Source organism: Oceanobacillus phoenicis (genome assembly GCF_047238145.1).
In the GTDB taxonomy this organism is placed as follows: domain Bacteria; phylum Bacillota; class Bacilli; order Bacillales; family Amphibacillaceae; genus Oceanobacillus.
The window spans coordinates 1,168,466-1,185,308 of the sequence record NZ_JBDFME010000001.1 but is presented as its reverse complement, the minus strand read 5'-3'; the positions used below and the strand labels follow the sequence as shown (position 1 = coordinate 1,185,308).

Annotated in this window: 15 protein-coding genes; 2 read left to right on the top strand and 13 right to left on the bottom strand. The window is 36.3% G+C overall.

Going from position 1 to position 16,843, the window contains the following annotated elements; all coding sequences use genetic code 11:
• Positions 1 to 56: 56 nt before the first annotated feature.
• The 8 genes from ABC346_RS06330 to ABC346_RS06295 form a co-directional block, all read right to left on the bottom strand.
• Positions 57 to 1,307 carry a cytochrome P450 gene (locus tag ABC346_RS06330; RefSeq protein ID WP_413234041.1) on the bottom strand — a complete coding sequence of 417 codons (1,251 nt, stop codon included), beginning with the start codon at positions 1,305 to 1,307 and terminating at the stop codon, positions 57 to 59.
• A 142-nt stretch (positions 1,308 to 1,449) separates the two neighbouring features.
• A complete protein-coding gene (locus ABC346_RS06325; protein WP_413236520.1) occupies positions 1,450 to 1,902 on the bottom strand; it encodes a Na+/H+ antiporter subunit G in 453 nt (150 codons plus the stop codon).
• Positions 1,895 to 2,179, bottom strand: coding sequence for a Na(+)/H(+) antiporter subunit F1 (locus tag ABC346_RS06320; protein WP_017798327.1), 285 nt, complete (start codon positions 2,177 to 2,179; stop codon positions 1,895 to 1,897). Before ABC346_RS06320 ends, ABC346_RS06325 begins: the two co-directional genes overlap by 8 nt.
• Entirely contained in the window at positions 2,179 to 2,661 is a 483-nt protein-coding gene (locus ABC346_RS06315) for a Na+/H+ antiporter subunit E (protein ID WP_413234040.1), read from the bottom strand. The genes ABC346_RS06320 and ABC346_RS06315 overlap by 1 nt, the downstream gene beginning before the upstream one ends.
• A 27-nt stretch (positions 2,662 to 2,688) precedes the next feature.
• Positions 2,689 to 4,170, bottom strand: coding sequence for a Na+/H+ antiporter subunit D (locus tag ABC346_RS06310; RefSeq protein ID WP_413234039.1), 1,482 nt, complete (start codon positions 4,168 to 4,170; stop codon positions 2,689 to 2,691).
• Positions 4,163 to 4,501 carry a Na(+)/H(+) antiporter subunit C gene (locus ABC346_RS06305; RefSeq protein WP_413234038.1) on the bottom strand — a complete coding sequence of 113 codons (339 nt, stop codon included), beginning with the start codon at positions 4,499 to 4,501 and terminating at the stop codon, positions 4,163 to 4,165. Before ABC346_RS06305 ends, ABC346_RS06310 begins: the two co-directional genes overlap by 8 nt.
• A gap of 2 nt (positions 4,502 to 4,503) precedes the next feature.
• Positions 4,504 to 4,926, bottom strand: coding sequence for a Na(+)/H(+) antiporter subunit B (locus ABC346_RS06300; protein WP_413234037.1), 423 nt, complete (start codon positions 4,924 to 4,926; stop codon positions 4,504 to 4,506).
• Positions 4,913 to 7,330: a Na+/H+ antiporter subunit A gene (locus ABC346_RS06295; RefSeq protein ID WP_413234036.1), complete on the bottom strand. Its 2,418-nt coding sequence runs from the start codon at positions 7,328 to 7,330 to the stop codon at positions 4,913 to 4,915. The genes ABC346_RS06300 and ABC346_RS06295 overlap by 14 nt, the downstream gene beginning before the upstream one ends.
• A 585-nt stretch (positions 7,331 to 7,915) precedes the next feature.
• Between ABC346_RS06295 and ABC346_RS06290 the strand changes: the two genes are divergently transcribed.
• Complete coding sequence (locus ABC346_RS06290; protein ID WP_413234035.1) at positions 7,916 to 8,605, top strand: histidine kinase; 690 nt, start codon at positions 7,916 to 7,918, stop codon at positions 8,603 to 8,605.
• 76 nt (positions 8,606 to 8,681) lie between these two features.
• Here the strand turns inward: ABC346_RS06290 and ABC346_RS06285 are convergent, their stop codons facing one another.
• A complete protein-coding gene (locus ABC346_RS06285; protein WP_413234034.1) occupies positions 8,682 to 9,467 on the bottom strand; it encodes a carbon-nitrogen family hydrolase in 786 nt (261 codons plus the stop codon).
• A 236-nt stretch (positions 9,468 to 9,703) separates the two neighbouring features.
• Between ABC346_RS06285 and ABC346_RS06280 the strand changes: the two genes are divergently transcribed.
• The gene (locus tag ABC346_RS06280; RefSeq protein ID WP_413234033.1) at positions 9,704 to 10,333 is read left to right on the top strand and encodes an NUDIX hydrolase; all 630 of its coding nucleotides are present in this window, start codon (positions 9,704 to 9,706) and stop codon (positions 10,331 to 10,333) included.
• A gap of 27 nt (positions 10,334 to 10,360) precedes the next feature.
• Here ABC346_RS06280 and ABC346_RS06275 read toward each other — a convergent pair whose 3' ends face one another.
• The 4 genes from ABC346_RS06275 to ABC346_RS06260 all read right to left on the bottom strand — a co-directional run bounded on the left by ABC346_RS06275 (position 10,361) and on the right by ABC346_RS06260 (position 16,724).
• The gene (locus ABC346_RS06275; RefSeq protein WP_413234032.1) at positions 10,361 to 12,220 is read right to left on the bottom strand and encodes a DUF2207 domain-containing protein; all 1,860 of its coding nucleotides are present in this window, start codon (positions 12,218 to 12,220) and stop codon (positions 10,361 to 10,363) included.
• A 99-nt stretch (positions 12,221 to 12,319) separates the two neighbouring features.
• Positions 12,320 to 14,224 (bottom strand): ATP-dependent DNA helicase, encoded by a 1,905-nt coding sequence (locus ABC346_RS06270; protein WP_413234031.1) that lies wholly within the window; start codon positions 14,222 to 14,224, stop codon positions 12,320 to 12,322.
• Positions 14,225 to 14,433: 209 nt separating this feature from the next.
• A complete protein-coding gene (gene scpC, locus ABC346_RS06265) occupies positions 14,434 to 15,948 on the bottom strand; it encodes a succinyl-CoA:acetate CoA-transferase ScpC (protein WP_413234030.1) in 1,515 nt (504 codons plus the stop codon).
• A 131-nt stretch (positions 15,949 to 16,079) separates the two neighbouring features.
• A complete protein-coding gene (locus ABC346_RS06260; protein WP_413234029.1) occupies positions 16,080 to 16,724 on the bottom strand; it encodes a LytTR family DNA-binding domain-containing protein in 645 nt (214 codons plus the stop codon).
• Positions 16,725 to 16,843 lie beyond the last annotated feature (119 nt).

Genomic DNA, 16,843 nt, shown 5'->3' with positions numbered 1-16,843 from the left:
GTAATGGTAATCAAAACAGCAAACATTTGGTATGAAATTCGGATGCGACTCTATAATTATTCTCTAGTCCGTATATTTTGCAAGACAATTTTGCTACTTGGTTGAGCTGGGATTCGGTTTAGCTTATAATCCAAGTCTTGATCAGGCAAATCATAATCTAATTGCAACAAATATTCTAAACTTATTCGCATCATTTGTGTTGTTATTTCCTCACCCACACATCGGTGACCAAACTCTAAGTCACCCGCTCCCTGTGGAATAAGTCTGTAATGCTCTTTTTCATTTAAAAATTGAAACCGCTCAGGTATGAATTTTTCTGGTTCATCCCATGTATTTGGATGATGATTCGAACCATATAAATCTAACAAGACAAGTCTGTTTTTTGGAAAATATCTGTCTTCCCATATAAAGCTCTCTCGTGCCTTTGCAACAACAAAAGGAACCGCAGGATAAAATCGCTTTACTTCCTGAATAAACCAATTGACATATAGTGCATCTTCACGAAGTCTTTGCATTATTTGTGGATTTTCTAGCAAAGCTAATTGACTAAAACAAGCGTATCTAGTAATGGCAACAAACGGCCGTATTATATTTAATACTTCTTCGGCAGCATTTACAATAGGTAGTAATTTACCGTTTGAACGTTCATACCAAGCGATTTGATACAGTGGAGATTGCTCATGTGGGTGGATTCTGCCTGTTCTTACTTGTCTAATAATATAAGATATCCATTTAAGCGCCCGCTTTTTCGCTTGATTTCCCTGGAAATAATTCTTTCCTTTATTTGTAAAAGCCGTCAGCATGGAACGAATATCTTTTGTGCGTAAAGAGACATTTTTGGCATACAAAGGAATACCTATCCAATTACAAACAATAATGGTGAACAATCGTTCCAATTCATCTAGCAATACTATCTTACCAATTTGTTCCCACCGTTCAATAGCGATTCCCCACTGATTCCTACTTATTTGCTCCAGTTTTAGTAGCTGTTCTTCATCAAATACATTTAAAAGCATTTGTTTTCGTTTATGATGTTGCCCATCATCCAACAGAAATACACTTTTCTTTCCGATTATAATATCTGCTACATTTTTAGGAATTGCACCATCACGAATAAACCGTGATGAATCATAGAATAACTCAGCCGCTTTTGGTCCACGCATTGCAATAAATTTTTTACCCAATATTTTCGTTTCAACAATATCTGAGTTAAATTGATTCATACGATTGGAGAGAAATAAATACCCTTCATTCATCCAAGCAACTGTATGATCAAGACCTTCTTCTTTTGGAATTGGTTTTACCATAGCGACATCCTCCTACTACTTCTATTTGTAGCATTCCCTTATCCAACATAATAAAACGAAAAAAAGAGCTCATCAACGTTGAACGCTAATAAGATAACTTTCTTATCTAAAAAAACTCCACCCAGGATGGATGGAGCTTCTACTATTCACGTTCTCTTTCTGTATTTGAATCGTTCATATCTACTGTTTCAACATCTTCTTCAACTGTATTTTCTTTAAGTTCCTCTATATTTTTCTTTTCTTCTTTTGTCTCTTCTTGAACTTCCTTAATAACATCCTTTAATTCGTCTTCAATCGTTGTATCAGCCATTTTCACACTTGCACGGTAAGCCGCTCTTGTTATTAAATGTCCAGCTACCGGAGCAGTTAAGAATACAAAAGCAATACCTAATAAAAGACGCACACTATAAAACCCTTGTTCAGAAGCAAAGTAAATAAAAGCACCTAATAAAGTCATCAAGACTGCTAAAGTAGAACTTTTTGTACCAGCATGAGAACGAGTATATACATCGGGGAAGCGAATTATTCCGATCGCACTTATTACCGCCATAATTGCTCCGCCTAACATAAATAGTGCTGCAATAAATTCAATCATTTCGTTTCCGCTCAATGATAACCCCCCTCTCAATATATTTTGAGAAGGCAATCGTACTTATAAAAGCAAGGATCGCAAGTATTAAAATAACCTCTAGATACGCTTTTGTTCCCTGAAGCACAGAGATAATAGCTATAGACGATACAAGCATAACACCTATCATATCTAATGCTACTACACGATCTGGCAGGCTGGGTCCTATAATAATGCGGTATGCACTTATCGCTATTCCAATACCATAAAGAGTTAGTGCTGCAATTAACATGCCTTGAATCATTATCTAGTCACCCCCATAATCGCTTTCTCGAATTTATTTAACGAGCGTAGTAACATATCTTTTGATTCTTCTACATCCATCGCATGGATATAAAAAGCATCGCCCTCTTGCGTTACTTCTATAACTACAGAACCGGGCGTCAGCATTAATAACAGTGCTAGAGCGGTTATTTCCCAGTCACCACGGAGTACTGTTTCATATTTAAACAAGCCCGGTTTAATTTTAATTTTCGGGCTTAAAATATGCCCCAGCACTAGTTTTGTTGATAATACTAATTCTCGGATATAGATGAATATTAATTTAATCAAAGCAAAGAATCTACCTAAGTAGAAACGTTCACCAAAGAATCGATGCATTAAAAATACGATTACGATACCTACTAGATATCCGCCAACAAACGTTGTAAATCTTAACTCATCTTCATCGCTTATTAATGTCCATAATACTGCTATAAACACATTTAATAAAAACTGGGCGGGCATTCATATCCACCTCCTCTAAGACAATCCTTAGTTATCATATAATACCGCATCAATGTAAATTTGTGGGTTAGCTAACACTTCAGCTGCATCTTTTACATAAACAGTTAAAGGTTCCACTCCAATTCCAAGAATAAATGATCCTGCTGCTAATATCACACATGGAATAATCCAGCCTTTTTTCATTGGAATCTTATCTTCTTTACTGATAATTGTTTCTCCCCAAAAACTAGTAAGGAACACTCGCAGTAAAGAATAAAGAACAAAAATACTGGAAATAAACGCTAAAGCGAGTAAAATATAAGACCCGCCTTCAACAGCTCCTTGACCTACTAAGACTTTACCAATAAATCCGCTTAACGGTGGAATCCCTGCTAACGCAAGTGTAACAATGAAGAAAACCCAACCAAGTAGCGGATAATTTCGTATAAGTCCACTCATATAATCAATTCTTGTTTCCCTTGTAACAGCAATCATCGTTCCAGCAAGTAAGAATAAGAGTGCTTTTACAATCATGTCATGGATTAAATAAAATATAGACCCTTCCAACGCAGCAGGGGTTGCAACAGCTAACCCTACTAAGATAAATCCAACCGCTATAACCACATTATAAGAAACGATTAACCGTACATCTTTATACGCTACTGCTCCAATGCTTCCCAGTATCAATGTAGCTCCTGCAAGTATTCCAATAAGCGTATGGGTAATATTCGGCTCATGATAAAACATTAGTGTAAACACACGGAACATCGCATATATACCAACTTTTGTAAGTAGTGCACCAAATAGAGCAGCAATTGCTGTTGAAGGAACACTATATGAACCTGGCAACCAGAAAAATAATAATAATCCTGCTTTCAAGGCAAATACAGTGAGAAATACAATACTCACAACCGTCAACATCGGCGTCTGTCCTTGTTCAGCTATTCGCTCAGAAAGATGAGCGAAATTTAATGTTCCTAATGCCCCATAAGTGTAGGCAATAGCAATTAAGAATATCCATGATGAAACAACATTTATAATGACATATTTAATCGATTCTCTTAATTGACCTTTACGTCCACCAAACGCAATTAACACATACGAAGCTAAGAGCATGATTTCAAAACAAACAAAAAGGTTAAATAAATCTCCTGTTAAGAAAGAACCATTTACTCCTGCCACAAGAAAATTAATAAAAGGGTAGAAAAACATATGCTCATAAGACTTTTCAGTGGAAGAAAAAGCGTAAACAAGACATAGTGCAGCAACAATACTTGTAGTTAACACAAGTAGCATTGCAAAAGAATCAGCCACAAATAATATTCCAAATGGTGGTTCCCAACCACCGAAATCGAGACGGAGAATTCCATTTTGTTGAATTTGATGCAAAATATATGCACTGATTCCGATATTAGCAATCATCACAGAAAAACTACCCCAACGTTGTAGTTTTATATGATGACGGAAAAATATTAAAAGAATTCCTGCAAGTATAGGGATCATCATAGGCATAGCAATAATATTATTCATTTCGATCCCCCCGTAACTCATCTAGTTTATCTGTTCCAGTTTCCTGATACGTACGGTAAGCTAGCACTAGGGACACTGCTGTTACAGCAAAGCTAATAACAATAGAAGTTAATATTAGCGCTTGAGGCAATGGATCAACTGGATTTGCATCTCCTTCACCAATAATTGGTACACTTCCATTTTTCAATCCAGCCATTGTGATGATCAATAAGTGAGCAGCATGAGATAAAATAGCAGTCCCTAAGATTACTCTAATTAAACTTTTAGATAAAATTAGATACGTAGCTACCGTTACTAATATACCTGCTAGGATGGTTATTAATGTTTCCATAGTTATACATCCTCACTAATACTTAAAATAATCGTAACTACGACGCCTACAACAGCCAATGCAACTCCTGCTTCAAATAACATCACTGTTGCAAGTTCTGTCTCGCCAAAGAAAGGCAAATTAAAATAATCAAAAGTTTGACTTAAAAATTCCTCTCCAAATAACAGCGCTCCAAAACCTGTTCCGACCGAAAGAAATGCTCCAAACGCAGCCACCTTTTTAAAATCAAATGGTAGAGCGATTCGTATTGTCTCTATATCATAAACGATAAACAACAATACGAGTGCAGAAGCTAATACAAGTCCTCCGATGAAACCTCCTCCTGGACTATGGTGTCCAGAAAGAAATAAATAAACTGCAAGGGTGAGTATGATAAATGAAACAAGCTTTGCGACTGTACGAAGAATAACATTATTTATCTTCATACTGCTCACCCTCCTTATGGTCATTCTTTAATTTAATAAATATATATACACCAATACCTGCAATTAGCAAAACGACTACCTCTAGCATGGTATCTAGTGCACGGAAATCCCCAAGGATAGCATTAACCATATTATTTCCACCAGCAAGCTCATATGAGTCCTCGAAGAATTTCGAGATGGATTCAAATGTTTTTCCACTTTGGACCATCAATGCAACAACCGTAAATACCACTCCAACACAAATGGAAATTACTAAATTTGTATTTCGTGTTTTCTTTGGAGCATCTTCCTTCTTCCATTCAGGAAGGAAGTAGTAAGCTGCTAAAAATAAAACAGTTGTAACAGTCTCTATGATCGTCTGCGTTAAAGCTAAATCTGGTGCTCTAAATAAGACAAAGAATATCGCTACCCCAAACCCTAAAATACTATTTAAAAGGATTGCAGTAAGTCTTGATTTCGCAAATAGTATAGCAATTGCTGCTGACATCATTGCCAAAGCTGTAATCAGTTCAAAATTGGAAATAGAAGCATTTGTAGGCAATTCAAACTGATATGCCCCTGTATAGAGAAGTATTCCACCTATAGCAACAATAAAGAATAAATATATATATACTAAATAGTCTCTTAAGCTTTGTGTCATATATGCATTAGTAAAACCAGTCGATCTCTCTTCCACTTGATCTAACATAAAGCCATAGAATACATTAATCGACCACTTTTCTGGAAATAGCCTATATACTCCTGTCCAGTACTTTCTTGTAAAGAATAATGCTAAACCAACAAGTACCACTCCTATGGTCATAAATAATTCAATTTCAAATCCATGCCACGCATAGATAGACTCGCCAAGTTTTACACCTTCAGCAGCAAGCGTTGGAAATATACCAGCCATTGCGGGTGTAATTAAATTCTTTCCGATAAGATTCGGGAAGAAGAAAATACCCACAACTAATATAGCTAAAATAATTGGAGAAATAAGCATCCCCAGTTTTGGTTCATGGGCAGGATGTTCTAATTTTTCTTCTTGATACGGACCTAGGAAAGTCTTTACAACTAGTATTGCGGAATAGACGAAGGTAAATACACTTGCAACCCAGGCAATTATCGGTAGAAGAATTCCCCAAGTTTCTAGAGCAAAGAATCCTGCTTCACTTATACTAACAACTGCCATAAAGAACATTTCTTTACTTAAGAACCCATTAAATGGTGGTAACCCTGCCATAGACAAGCTTCCAATTAACGCAATAGAGAAAGTCACAGGCATCAAAGTAATCAATCCACCAAGTCGCCGTATATCTCGAGTCCCTACACTATGGTCTACGATACCTACCACCATAAATAGCGCACCTTTAAAGGTAGAGTGATTAACGAGATGGAATAAAGCAGCAAATGAAGCACTGGTAAATGCGACTGATTCTGTAGAGTATCCTAAATTTAATGCGGCAGAACCAATACCAAACATACTCATAATCATACCGAGTTGGCTAATTGTTGAATATGCGAGTAATGCCTTCAAATCGGTTTGTCGAACGGCATTAAAAGAACCCCAAAACAGTGTAAATAGTCCTACACCTGTAACAGCCCAGAACCAGGTAGCTTCTCCACCAAAAACAGGTGTAAATCTAGCAACAAGGTAGATACCTGCTTTTACCATGGTAGCTGAATGCAAATAAGCACTAACCGGAGTAGGTGCCTCCATCGCATCAGGTAACCATATATGGAAAGGGAATTGAGCAGATTTTGTAAATGCTCCGAGCAATACTAAAATCATCGCTACAACAAACAGATAATGATCATTAAAAGAGCTAACATTACCAATTACTTCACGTATGGACCATGTGCCTGCCATTTGACCGACCATAATAAAACCGACTAACATGGCTATACCACCAGTAACGGTTATTAGTAATGATTTTTTCGCACCATCTCTTGAACGTTTCCTTTGGTACCAAAAGGCGATTAAAAGGAACGAAGAAATACTTGTTAGCTCCCAAAACACATATAAAACAAGCATATTATCGGATGTTACTACTCCTAACATTGCCCCCATAAATAACATAAGGTATGTATAGAAGTGTCCGAGCGACTCTTTAGAAGAAAGATAGTAAATTGAATATAAAATAACGAGTGCACCTACACCAGATATTAGTAGAGAAAAAGTCAAACTTAATCCATCTAAATACGAAGTAATATTTATTCCGTAAGATGGCATCCAATTTAAGGTAAAGGTGATGACTTCTCCACTAGCTATCGTAGGGATAAATTGAGCAAAATAGATAAATAAAGCAGTAGATACGAGTAATGCGAACCAACCGACATGGATTCGCCGTACATATTTATAAAGGAAAGGTAAAATTGCTGCTGCAATAAAAGGAAACATTATTGCAATAATCAATGTTGTCAAACTGTAACCTCCAATCAATATAGGTTAACGTTACTGCTATCACACAATAAAGATAACAGGATATACTATTTATTGAATATCTATGACACCCATTTGTTGCAAAATAGGTGGATGTGTTAGTAACAAATGGAAAGGCATAATAAAAGTGGATGTGCATCCATTTATTGAATATTTCGTGGTATAAAAAAGTGTTTTTTTATCTACTCTAAAGATGACTGCTCTGCTTTGAAGTTTATCCCGCAATTTACATTAGTAATTATACAGGAATTCATTAACCAGTGCATGCTTGAACACTTTACCACGGTATAGACTAGAATTTCTTATTCTTTTCAAGTATGCTAGTAAAAGAATGACTCCATGTATGAATCTTTTAAAAAAATTAGAAATAAGGTATATACGAATAGATAAATACGTGTTAGAATAATACAGTTTCATGGAAAAACAAAATAAATTTCATATTTATTATAAACAAAATAAACGTTATCATCCGGTTATCCAAACATAATGAAAAGGATTAGATTCTCACATGTATCTACGAACCGGAAAAATCGTTAAATGAATATATTAAAGAGGTGAGTTGCCGTTATGAAAAAAATTAGAGGCCGCATGGACGAAAGCATCCTTGTCTGCGTATACTATGGTCCAAATGGAGAGCGTTTAATACGACGTGGACATAAGCTTGCGCGAATCATGGATTGTCCTTTATATGTATTAACTGTAGATGCTTTACCTTACGATGAATTCGATGCAGATAAATCCGGTTATGTAGAACGCTGGAAAGAACTTTGTGATGAACTTGATGTTGAAGACTTCATTATCCGAGATAATGAAAGGCGCTCATCCGTAAAAGCGATTAAAGAAGTAGCACATCAACATAATATTACACAAATTATTATAGGTCAAAGTGCACAAAATCGCTGGGAAGAAATCACAAAAGGATCCTTTGTTAATGTATTGCTACGTGAGATTACCTTTATCGATCTTCATATCGTTTCTGTAGATCGCACATTGAAAAGTACAGATGATACGATTTATGAAAAAGGTGTGCGTGGATTCTTGCAAAAAGATGAAGAAAAAGAGGCTTATCGCTTAAGTTTTGCACGTTCGAAGCATAATTTATATGAAGGTATTTTTTATAAAGAGATCGGCACAGACTTTAATAACGGTATTTTTAAATTCGTGAATAGTAAAGGTAAAACCTGTCAGGTTCATGTTACAGAAGATATTTGTACAGGGAAGCTAACCGATCCGCCAAACGTCAAAAATAATAATTAATGATTAAAAGATCCAAGCTCTGATTAGTAGTTTGGATCTTTATTTTTGTTTTGTAAAAAATGCTTTACTTATTATTTTAATAAAGCTTCGGAACCCTACTTTCAAAAATAGGTACATTCTTTCTCGCTTCACTTACTTTCTTTCGATCAATACTGTCGACAATTGTTTCCTCGTTATGCTCCGAACCTAATGTTTGTGTCTCTCCCCACGGATTAATCACCGAGGATAAGCCACAAAACTCCACATTATCATATATGCCAACTCTATTCGCTGAAATAATATAACACTGGTTTTCAATCGCCCTTGCAAGTTGTAATGCTTTCCAATGTTCTTTTCTCGCTGATGGCCATTCTGCCACAAGATAAATTACTTCGGCACCAGATACAGCTAATGCACGAGTAAGTTCTGGAAATCGAAGGTCATAACAAATAATTACTCCCATCTTTATACCATCTAATTCAAATGTACGTACTTTCTCTTCCCCGCCATCCAAATAGGTTGGTTCATCTAACATAGGAACGAGATGAATTTTATCGTACTTATATACTTTTTCACCATTGCAATTTACAACAATTGCTGTGTTATATATTTTTCCATTCCGTTTATTTGCTATCGATCCACCTATAATATGTACCTGGTTTTCCAAAGCTAACTGTTGTAAAAATGTACAAGTCGGTTCTTCTTCTTCATCAGCAATTTCACTTAGCTCTGCAAGTGTATATCCAGTTGTCCACATTTCAGGAAGTACGATTATGTCAATATCGTTCATGGAAACAGTTCGTTCTAACCATGTTTTCACCTTTGTTCGATTTGCTTCTGCATTCCCCGGAACAATATCCATTTGATATATTGCATGTCGCATTCCTACCCATCTCCCCATCTTCATTTATTTTATTGTATCAAAGTTGAATTAATTTCAAAATCAGATATGTCATTAGTAAGTTCGAATGTTGCTTTTTGATTTCCATTTCAGTCGAGTTCCTCAGATGTATACAGGAATTAGCTAAAATAATTCCTCTTAAGTGACAGTCAACAGAAACAATTATAGAATGAAAGTATGGATATCATTAAATCCATGTTCTTACAGGAGGTAATGCAATGAATATTCAAGAAATATTTAACCAACTTCACGATCGAACTCCATCCCTTATGGGGCATGAACACTTTAAAGAATCCTCTGTTATTATTCCACTAATCGAAATCGATGGTGAAACCCACATATTATTTGAAGTGCGTTCTATGCAAATGCGTAGTCAGCCAGGAGATATATGTTTTCCAGGTGGTCGAGTTGATTCTACGGATAAGGATCCCTCTCACTGCGCGATTAGAGAAACAACAGAAGAACTTGGGCTTTCGGAACAAGATATTACTGACCCAATACCACTGGACTACATCGTGAATGACCTCGGAAGGATAATCTATCCGTTTGTTGGTAGGATCATACATCCTGACAAAGTAGAACCCAACCCAACTGAAGTTGATCATACATTTACCGTACCCTTATCTTTCTTCTTGGAAACAGAACCACAAAGATATAAAGTACATTTACATGTAAAACCGGAAGATAACTTTCCTTATCATTTAATTGTTGGGGGAGAAAATTATGATTGGCGTATGCGTCATGTCGAGGAATTGTTTTATCAATATAATGATCAAACAATCTGGGGATTGACAGCTAAGATATTAACTCATTTTATTGGACTTATTAAAACAAACAAAAGGAGCTAGCATTATAACTAGCTCCTTTTTTATACATTAAAACGCTCCTGCGCCTCCACCACCTGTACTGCTAGTTGTATTACTACTAGAGTTACTACCATATACCGCTGGATTTATCATCATATTACTTGTATTAAATGTACTAGCTGTTGCATCAGGATAATAAATTAATGGAAAAGCACTCTTAAGATCCTGAGTGAGATTTAATTCTTTACATACTTTAGCAAATTTATCTTCTGCTCCAATTACAATTGCATACTCTAATCGTTGTTCCATCCTATCCGGTTCCGAAGATACAGGGTATTGATTGGTCGCAAATAAATGATATGCATGTCGTACTGCATATTTCCGCTTGCGAATATCCTTTATCCAATAGCTTGCAGGAGTAATCAGTACGACTAAACCTGTAATTCCATAAAAAACTAGAGATAAAATAGTACCTGCATTAACTGTAAAGAATAAAGTAGGAAAAACTAAAAGATAGAAATATAGTAACCCTAATATCCATTTCTGTCGTCGGAACCAAATACTCAGAATCGCAAGAACACCTAGGATTACGGTTAATATCCATTGTTCCGTTTGAGAAATAGGTTGAATCGTTAGAAGATAATAACACAAAGCACTTACAGCAATTGTAGAGATGATTGATAGTAACGTATATCCAGAAAAAGGGCGACGTAAATCTTGAAATCTATCTTGTTCCATTACGATTTCTTCCCATTGTTGGAATTTATTATGGAATGTTTCTGCTTGCTTTTCTTTTTCTTCATCTGAAAGATGCTGATCTTCTTGTATGGATTCAAGGAGAAAGTATACACCCTTCTCATCACTTTCTGTAAACAACCATTTCTTAAAAAATTGGTCCGCTTCATTTATATGAGCCTGTGACTTTGTCCACGAAAATCGATACGTATATTCTCCTTCTGTTCTCTCTGAAGGTACTTGAGACATGGTAACGATACCTCTTTGTTTTAATGAGAAAAGCGCAGCAATAAAACTTTCCGGCATTAGGGAACCTTTTTTCAAGAAGCTATTCATTAAAGGGTCCGTCTCTTCAAAAACCCGTATCAAAAAATCAGAACCTTTATCTCCACGATATCGATTCGGGTGCACATAAAATAAATAAATCCCTGCTAACAGTACTACTACAATACCTCCCCAGATGATTGAGGTAATTCCGCTTGTTGCCGTCTCTAATTGCTGAATACGATTTTCGAGTTCTTCTTCCGTTTGTAAAATAGCTAATTCCATTTCTTTATGTTCATCAATTTCCATACCGGAGAGTTGTTCAGAAGGAAACAACAACCGCATTTCTGAATCCTTCCCTGCCAGTAAAGTCGAATTGGTGTACTGAATACTACTATCAATAATACTTAGCTGTCCACTTTCATCGTCATGTAAAAAGAAATGTATATTCTCATCTGTTTGATGTGGAGTATGGATAGAGATCGTTACATTATCTAGATCTGTTTCATTATCACTATTAAAAAATGCATACGTTAAATCAGCAACATCTTCATACTTCGTGATAGAACCATGCACTTCATAGCTGTACAATACTCTTTTTGTCTCATTATTTGATTCAGTATAGATTTTCCACACATCATCCTCTTCTTCGGTTGTTAACTTCTCTAGACCTTCCGTTGATATAGTGGGATCATCACTTGACGTTAAAAATGCTTGAAAATCTTTGGCATCTGAATGAATAGACCTGGTTGTACCTTCATATGCACCTTCAAAGGTATATGTATATAGTTCTTGTACAGTAATCGTACCGTCATCTTGTATTTGAGCATCAATTTGTACTTCATCGATTGTAAACGAACGGTCTTCGGAACAACCGCTAATAATAAAAACCACCATGGATAATATCATTATTGTAAAATACTTTTTCATCGTATCATTCCACCTTTATATAAGTAATACGTTTATCCGTTGAATAAAGTTTCAAAAAAACTCGAGCAATGCGTTACACATCACTCGAGTCTCACTCTATCAACTATTTAATAATGAATCCAGTACTGTAGTATCAGCAGCATGTTGCCATATATGGACGACTCCTGAATCACTTTCTGTACGAATAAGTCGACCTATTCCTTGTTTCATCCGTAACATCATGTACGGTATGTCAATTTCATGTAATGAATCTTTAACGTGTTTTCGCTTCGCCTTAAATACTGGATCATTCGGCGGATAAGGTAAGGATGCAATAATCACTTGGCTAAGTGCTTTACCTGGGATATCTAACCCTTCCCATAAATGGTAGGCACATAACACAGATGAGACATCATACTGAAATTTGCGGACAATCTCACTAATTTCTTGATCTCCTTCATAAAGCATTTCATATTCCCAGTTCTGCTTCTTAGCCCATTGACGAAAATCATTCATATCGCCTTCTGAACGGAACAGGATAAGACTATGCCCCAAGTTGTGATTTAACTGTTCTTGGATTCCTTTGAATCGCTCATCTGATTCCTGATAAGAATGCAGAGTTATTTCTCGATTTGTTTCATAATCAAATGGAGATTCCACTGAAAAAGAATCGTACTGTCCAATACCTAAGCTCTTTTGCAGATAGGTAAAGTCATTGTCCTGTGATAAAGTAGCGGAAGAAAATATAAATGGAATATTTTGAGAGAATACTTCTTCTCGTAATACGTTCTCAACCAACCTCGGCATTATAACAAGACTGCTATTCGTTTCATCTTGTTCTAACCAATAAATCCCTTCATCATCATTTAATAAGATGGATAATCCATAAGAAAAGAACTCTAGATATTCTTCAATAATCTTGGTATGGTAAGCATCAATTGTAAATAGCTCTGCATCAAATACAAGCTGTTCTAATAATTCCTCCACCATTCCATCTAATCGTTTCGCCATTTCTAACATCGTTTCAGTACGAGGAATTTCTAATCGATCGGACCCTTCAATACGTACGGCACTATTTGTAATAACGTCAAACCATTCATCATGCAAGGCTAAAATATCCTCTGCTAGCTGTAACGATTCCTCTCGAACATCTTGTCCAGTATATCCAGTCAAGACACTTGTAATATTATTGAAGTTAAAACGATAGGTAAGCCCTTTTTGTGCTGCAAATTCTAATAAATGTCCTTCATCAAAAATGACAGAGCTCGCCTCGGGAAGCAGTGGTAATTGCCCTTCACGCTTACGTGATTCTTTGGTCCAGACATGCTCCATGTAAAAATCATGTGAACAAATAATAAGATCTTGAGCATGGCGGTAATATTCACGGTTCAACGTTTGCGCACTACGATGTCTCCAGTCACATGTCGCACATTGTTTTAATGGATCCCAGCCAATTTGTTCCCATTGTTCATTGGATACCCATGGATATTCTTTCCGGTCCCCATACCGGTAGAAAGTCTGCATAGAAACCCCTTGATCAAAGACAAAATCAGGAATTTGATCATGTACTGCTAATATATCTTCATCATTAGTTTTCTCAACCAATGGATCCAACTTTTTCATACAGACATAGTTTTCTCTAGCTTTTGCAAGCCTTACATCTACTTCTAAGTCTAGAGCTTTCTCCAATTTTTCAATATCTCCGCCTTCTTTTACAAGCTGCTCGATCAGCGTTTCATCAGCGCATGAAATAATTACTGGCTTTCCCATATAACGGGCATAACAAATCGCATATAGTAAATAGACGATTGTTTTACCAGTACCTACTCCAGCTTCTGCAAACATGGTTCTTTTATGTTTAAATGCTTGCTCCAGTTGAAAAGCCATAAATATTTGCTCATCACGGAGTTCAAACCCTTTTTCAGGTAATATATCATAGAAGACATCTCCAACGTAGTCTCCTAATCGATCAAAAAATGTTTCGTTTTTTGAAACAGTGAATGGTAATGATTTTTTCCCAGTCATTATAGACTCCCTCAACTAACGTATTTAAATGCGAATTCAAAAAGGATGATCGTGCCGGACTTTTTGAACTTCATCATTAAGCAACCCTCATCGTACCATTATAGTCAATTTTCTAGCAAGTTATCATACTTTATCTATTATACATAAAAAAACACATGAGTAGCCTGCCCGCTGCTCATGTGTTTTGTAATATAATATCCCCTTTTGTCTTACACTTGTGGTACTGCTGGACGCATGGTACCATGCTCTCGGAATTTAGAATGCCAAGAAAAAGCTTTTTCTAGTAAATGCGGAGTCTGCCCACCCCGTTCTAGTGCTTCTTGGTAATACTCCCATAGCGCTTCCTTATATAAAGGGTGCGCACAATTTTCAATAATTTGCGGCACTCGTTCTCGAGGTGCCAAGCCACGGAGATCTGCGTAGCCTTGTTCTGTAACAATTACATCTACATCGTGTTCGGTATGATCGGTATGAGATACATATGGAACAATACTAGATATGTCTCCATTTTTAGCAATTGACTTTGTTACAAAAATTCCTAATCTAGCATTTCTGGCAAAGTCTCCTGATCCACCAATACCATTCATCATTTTTGTTCCACCAACGTGTGTGGAATTCACATTACCGTAAATATCAAATTCTAATGCTGTGTTAATTGCAATTAGTCCCAGTCGGCGAATGATTTCTGGATGATTAGAGATTTCTTGTGGACGTAAGACAAGTTTACTCTGATACTCCGATAGATTATTAAATACTTGTTTCATCTTATCTTCTGATAATGTGATGGAACATGCAGAAGCAAAGCTTACCTTGCCTGCATCAATCAAATCGAAGACTGCATCTTGAAGTACTTCTGAATAGACGGTCAAATCTTTAAACTCAGAATCTAACATTCCATGTAATACAGCATTAGCAACGGAACCTATTCCGGATTGCAAAGGCATAAGTCTCTCTGTTAATCGTCCTGCCTGAATCTCTTCCCTAAAGAAATTCAGTAGATGATTCGTAATTTGTTGTGTTTCTTTATCTGGTGGAACAATTGTTGAAGGTGAATCAGGCTGATGTGTAAAAACTATCCCCTTAATTTTATCCAGATCAACCTGAATACCGACCTTTCCAATACGCTGATCGACTTCTTTTAAAGGAATTGGATCACGATCCCCTTGTTTACCTGGGCTATAAATATCATGCATCCCTTCTAATTCCATCGGTTGAGCAGTATTGAGTTCAATAATAATGTTCTCTGCAGTCTCAGCAAATGCTACTGAGTTACCTACAGATGTACTTGGAATAATATATCCATTTTCTGTTACAGAAATCGCTTCTAAAATGGCATAATCGACTGCCTCCATCGCATCACCACGAAGCATTTCTGATGTATGAGATAGATGTTGATCGACAAATAAATGTTCCCCAGCATTTATTGCCTTTCGCATAGATGGTTCAGCCTGAAAGGGAATTCGTTTATTCACAATTCCCGCTTCAGCAAACAGCTTATCGATATTAGACCCTAAAGACGCCCCTGTGTAAACATTGACTTTGATGGATTCTCCCGCCTCTACTCTTTTCACTAATGCAGTCGGAACCGCCTTCGCATCTCCTGCACGTGTAAATCCACTAAGACCTAATGTCATACCATCTTGAATCCATGACGCTGCTTCTTCTGCAGTTACCACTTTTTGCCCTAATTCTTTGTTTTGTATGCGCTTTAATTTTTCTCCCATGCTACTCCTCCCTCCCTTTGCAATTGTTCTTTTATCTTAACTGACTTTTCTAATTAATCGGGAGATTTTAGAGGGAAACAAGAATAATACGCTTCACATACGGCAAAAGATGATTTAAACAGAAAAAAACGTTAAAAACCTAATAATTTCCGGAAATAACTAGAATACGATTGACTTACAGGAACTTGTTCACCATTCTTCATACCCAGCATAAAAGTAGAATGGGTATCCGGATAAATCTCGTCTATATTATTTACATTGACAATATAAGAACGATGACAACGTATAAAAACATCTGTAGGCAACATAAACTCAAACTCTTGTAATGTGTTTGTGTGAAATCCAGCATAGCCCTGTGCTACAGCATAAGTTTTACGTTCCTTTGCTTCTAAGTAAATGAGCTCACAAAAAGGAATCGGTTTCCAACCGTCTTGACTACGTACGGTGACCACTGACTTTCCCTCTGTATAAGCAGGATATATTGCCAACACACATCCCTCCATTTCATCGTCATTATAATAAGGTACCGCCATACCATGATAAGGAACACCATATATATTTCGATCAATAAATTCGGATACTTTCTTGTTCATTGTAATTGCTTTATGCGCTAATGTTCCTTTTTTAATCGGGTCACCTTCATGTATCTTCAAATCAATTCGCTTACTTCGTCGATAATACACATATTCATGCTTATTAGTAATTGCAATTGACACTTCTTCTGAAAACAATTCTACCATTACATCTAATAATGAACTTAAACTTAGTTGTTTCATAGAACATTCCCCTTATCATTACTCTCATTAGATTATATCATGAATTAAGAAACACCCAAGACAAGTCCATATATTTTCACACAAATATGTAAAACACGATTTAATTAATAATCGTTATA

What these genes read in the sequence shown, in the direction of transcription:
- ABC346_RS06275 (WP_413234032.1), bottom strand. Translation starts at nt 12,220, where the DNA reads ATGAAAAAGTATTTTACAATAATGATATTATCCATGGTGGTTTTTATT.
- ABC346_RS06260 (WP_413234029.1), bottom strand. Translation starts at nt 16,724, where the DNA reads ATGAAACAACTAAGTTTAAGTTCATTATTAGATGTAATGGTAGAATTG.
- ABC346_RS06310 (WP_413234039.1), bottom strand. Translation starts at nt 4,170, where the DNA reads ATGAATAATATTATTGCTATGCCTATGATGATCCCTATACTTGCAGGA.
- ABC346_RS06280 (WP_413234033.1), top strand. Translation starts at nt 9,704, where the DNA reads ATGAATATTCAAGAAATATTTAACCAACTTCACGATCGAACTCCATCC.
- ABC346_RS06330 (WP_413234041.1), bottom strand. Translation starts at nt 1,307, where the DNA reads ATGGTAAAACCAATTCCAAAAGAAGAAGGTCTTGATCATACAGTTGCT.
- scpC (WP_413234030.1), bottom strand. Translation starts at nt 15,948, where the DNA reads ATGGGAGAAAAATTAAAGCGCATACAAAACAAAGAATTAGGGCAAAAA.
- ABC346_RS06300 (WP_413234037.1), bottom strand. Translation starts at nt 4,926, where the DNA reads ATGAAGATAAATAATGTTATTCTTCGTACAGTCGCAAAGCTTGTTTCA.
- ABC346_RS06305 (WP_413234038.1), bottom strand. Translation starts at nt 4,501, where the DNA reads ATGGAAACATTAATAACCATCCTAGCAGGTATATTAGTAACGGTAGCT.
- ABC346_RS06290 (WP_413234035.1), top strand. Translation starts at nt 7,916, where the DNA reads ATGAAAAAAATTAGAGGCCGCATGGACGAAAGCATCCTTGTCTGCGTA.
- ABC346_RS06320 (WP_017798327.1), bottom strand. Translation starts at nt 2,179, where the DNA reads ATGATTCAAGGCATGTTAATTGCAGCACTAACTCTTTATGGTATTGGA.
- ABC346_RS06315 (WP_413234040.1), bottom strand. Translation starts at nt 2,661, where the DNA reads ATGCCCGCCCAGTTTTTATTAAATGTGTTTATAGCAGTATTATGGACA.
- ABC346_RS06285 (WP_413234034.1), bottom strand. Translation starts at nt 9,467, where the DNA reads ATGCGACATGCAATATATCAAATGGATATTGTTCCGGGGAATGCAGAA.
- ABC346_RS06270 (WP_413234031.1), bottom strand. Translation starts at nt 14,224, where the DNA reads ATGACTGGGAAAAAATCATTACCATTCACTGTTTCAAAAAACGAAACA.
- ABC346_RS06325 (WP_413236520.1), bottom strand. Translation starts at nt 1,902, where the DNA reads ATGATTGAATTTATTGCAGCACTATTTATGTTAGGCGGAGCAATTATG.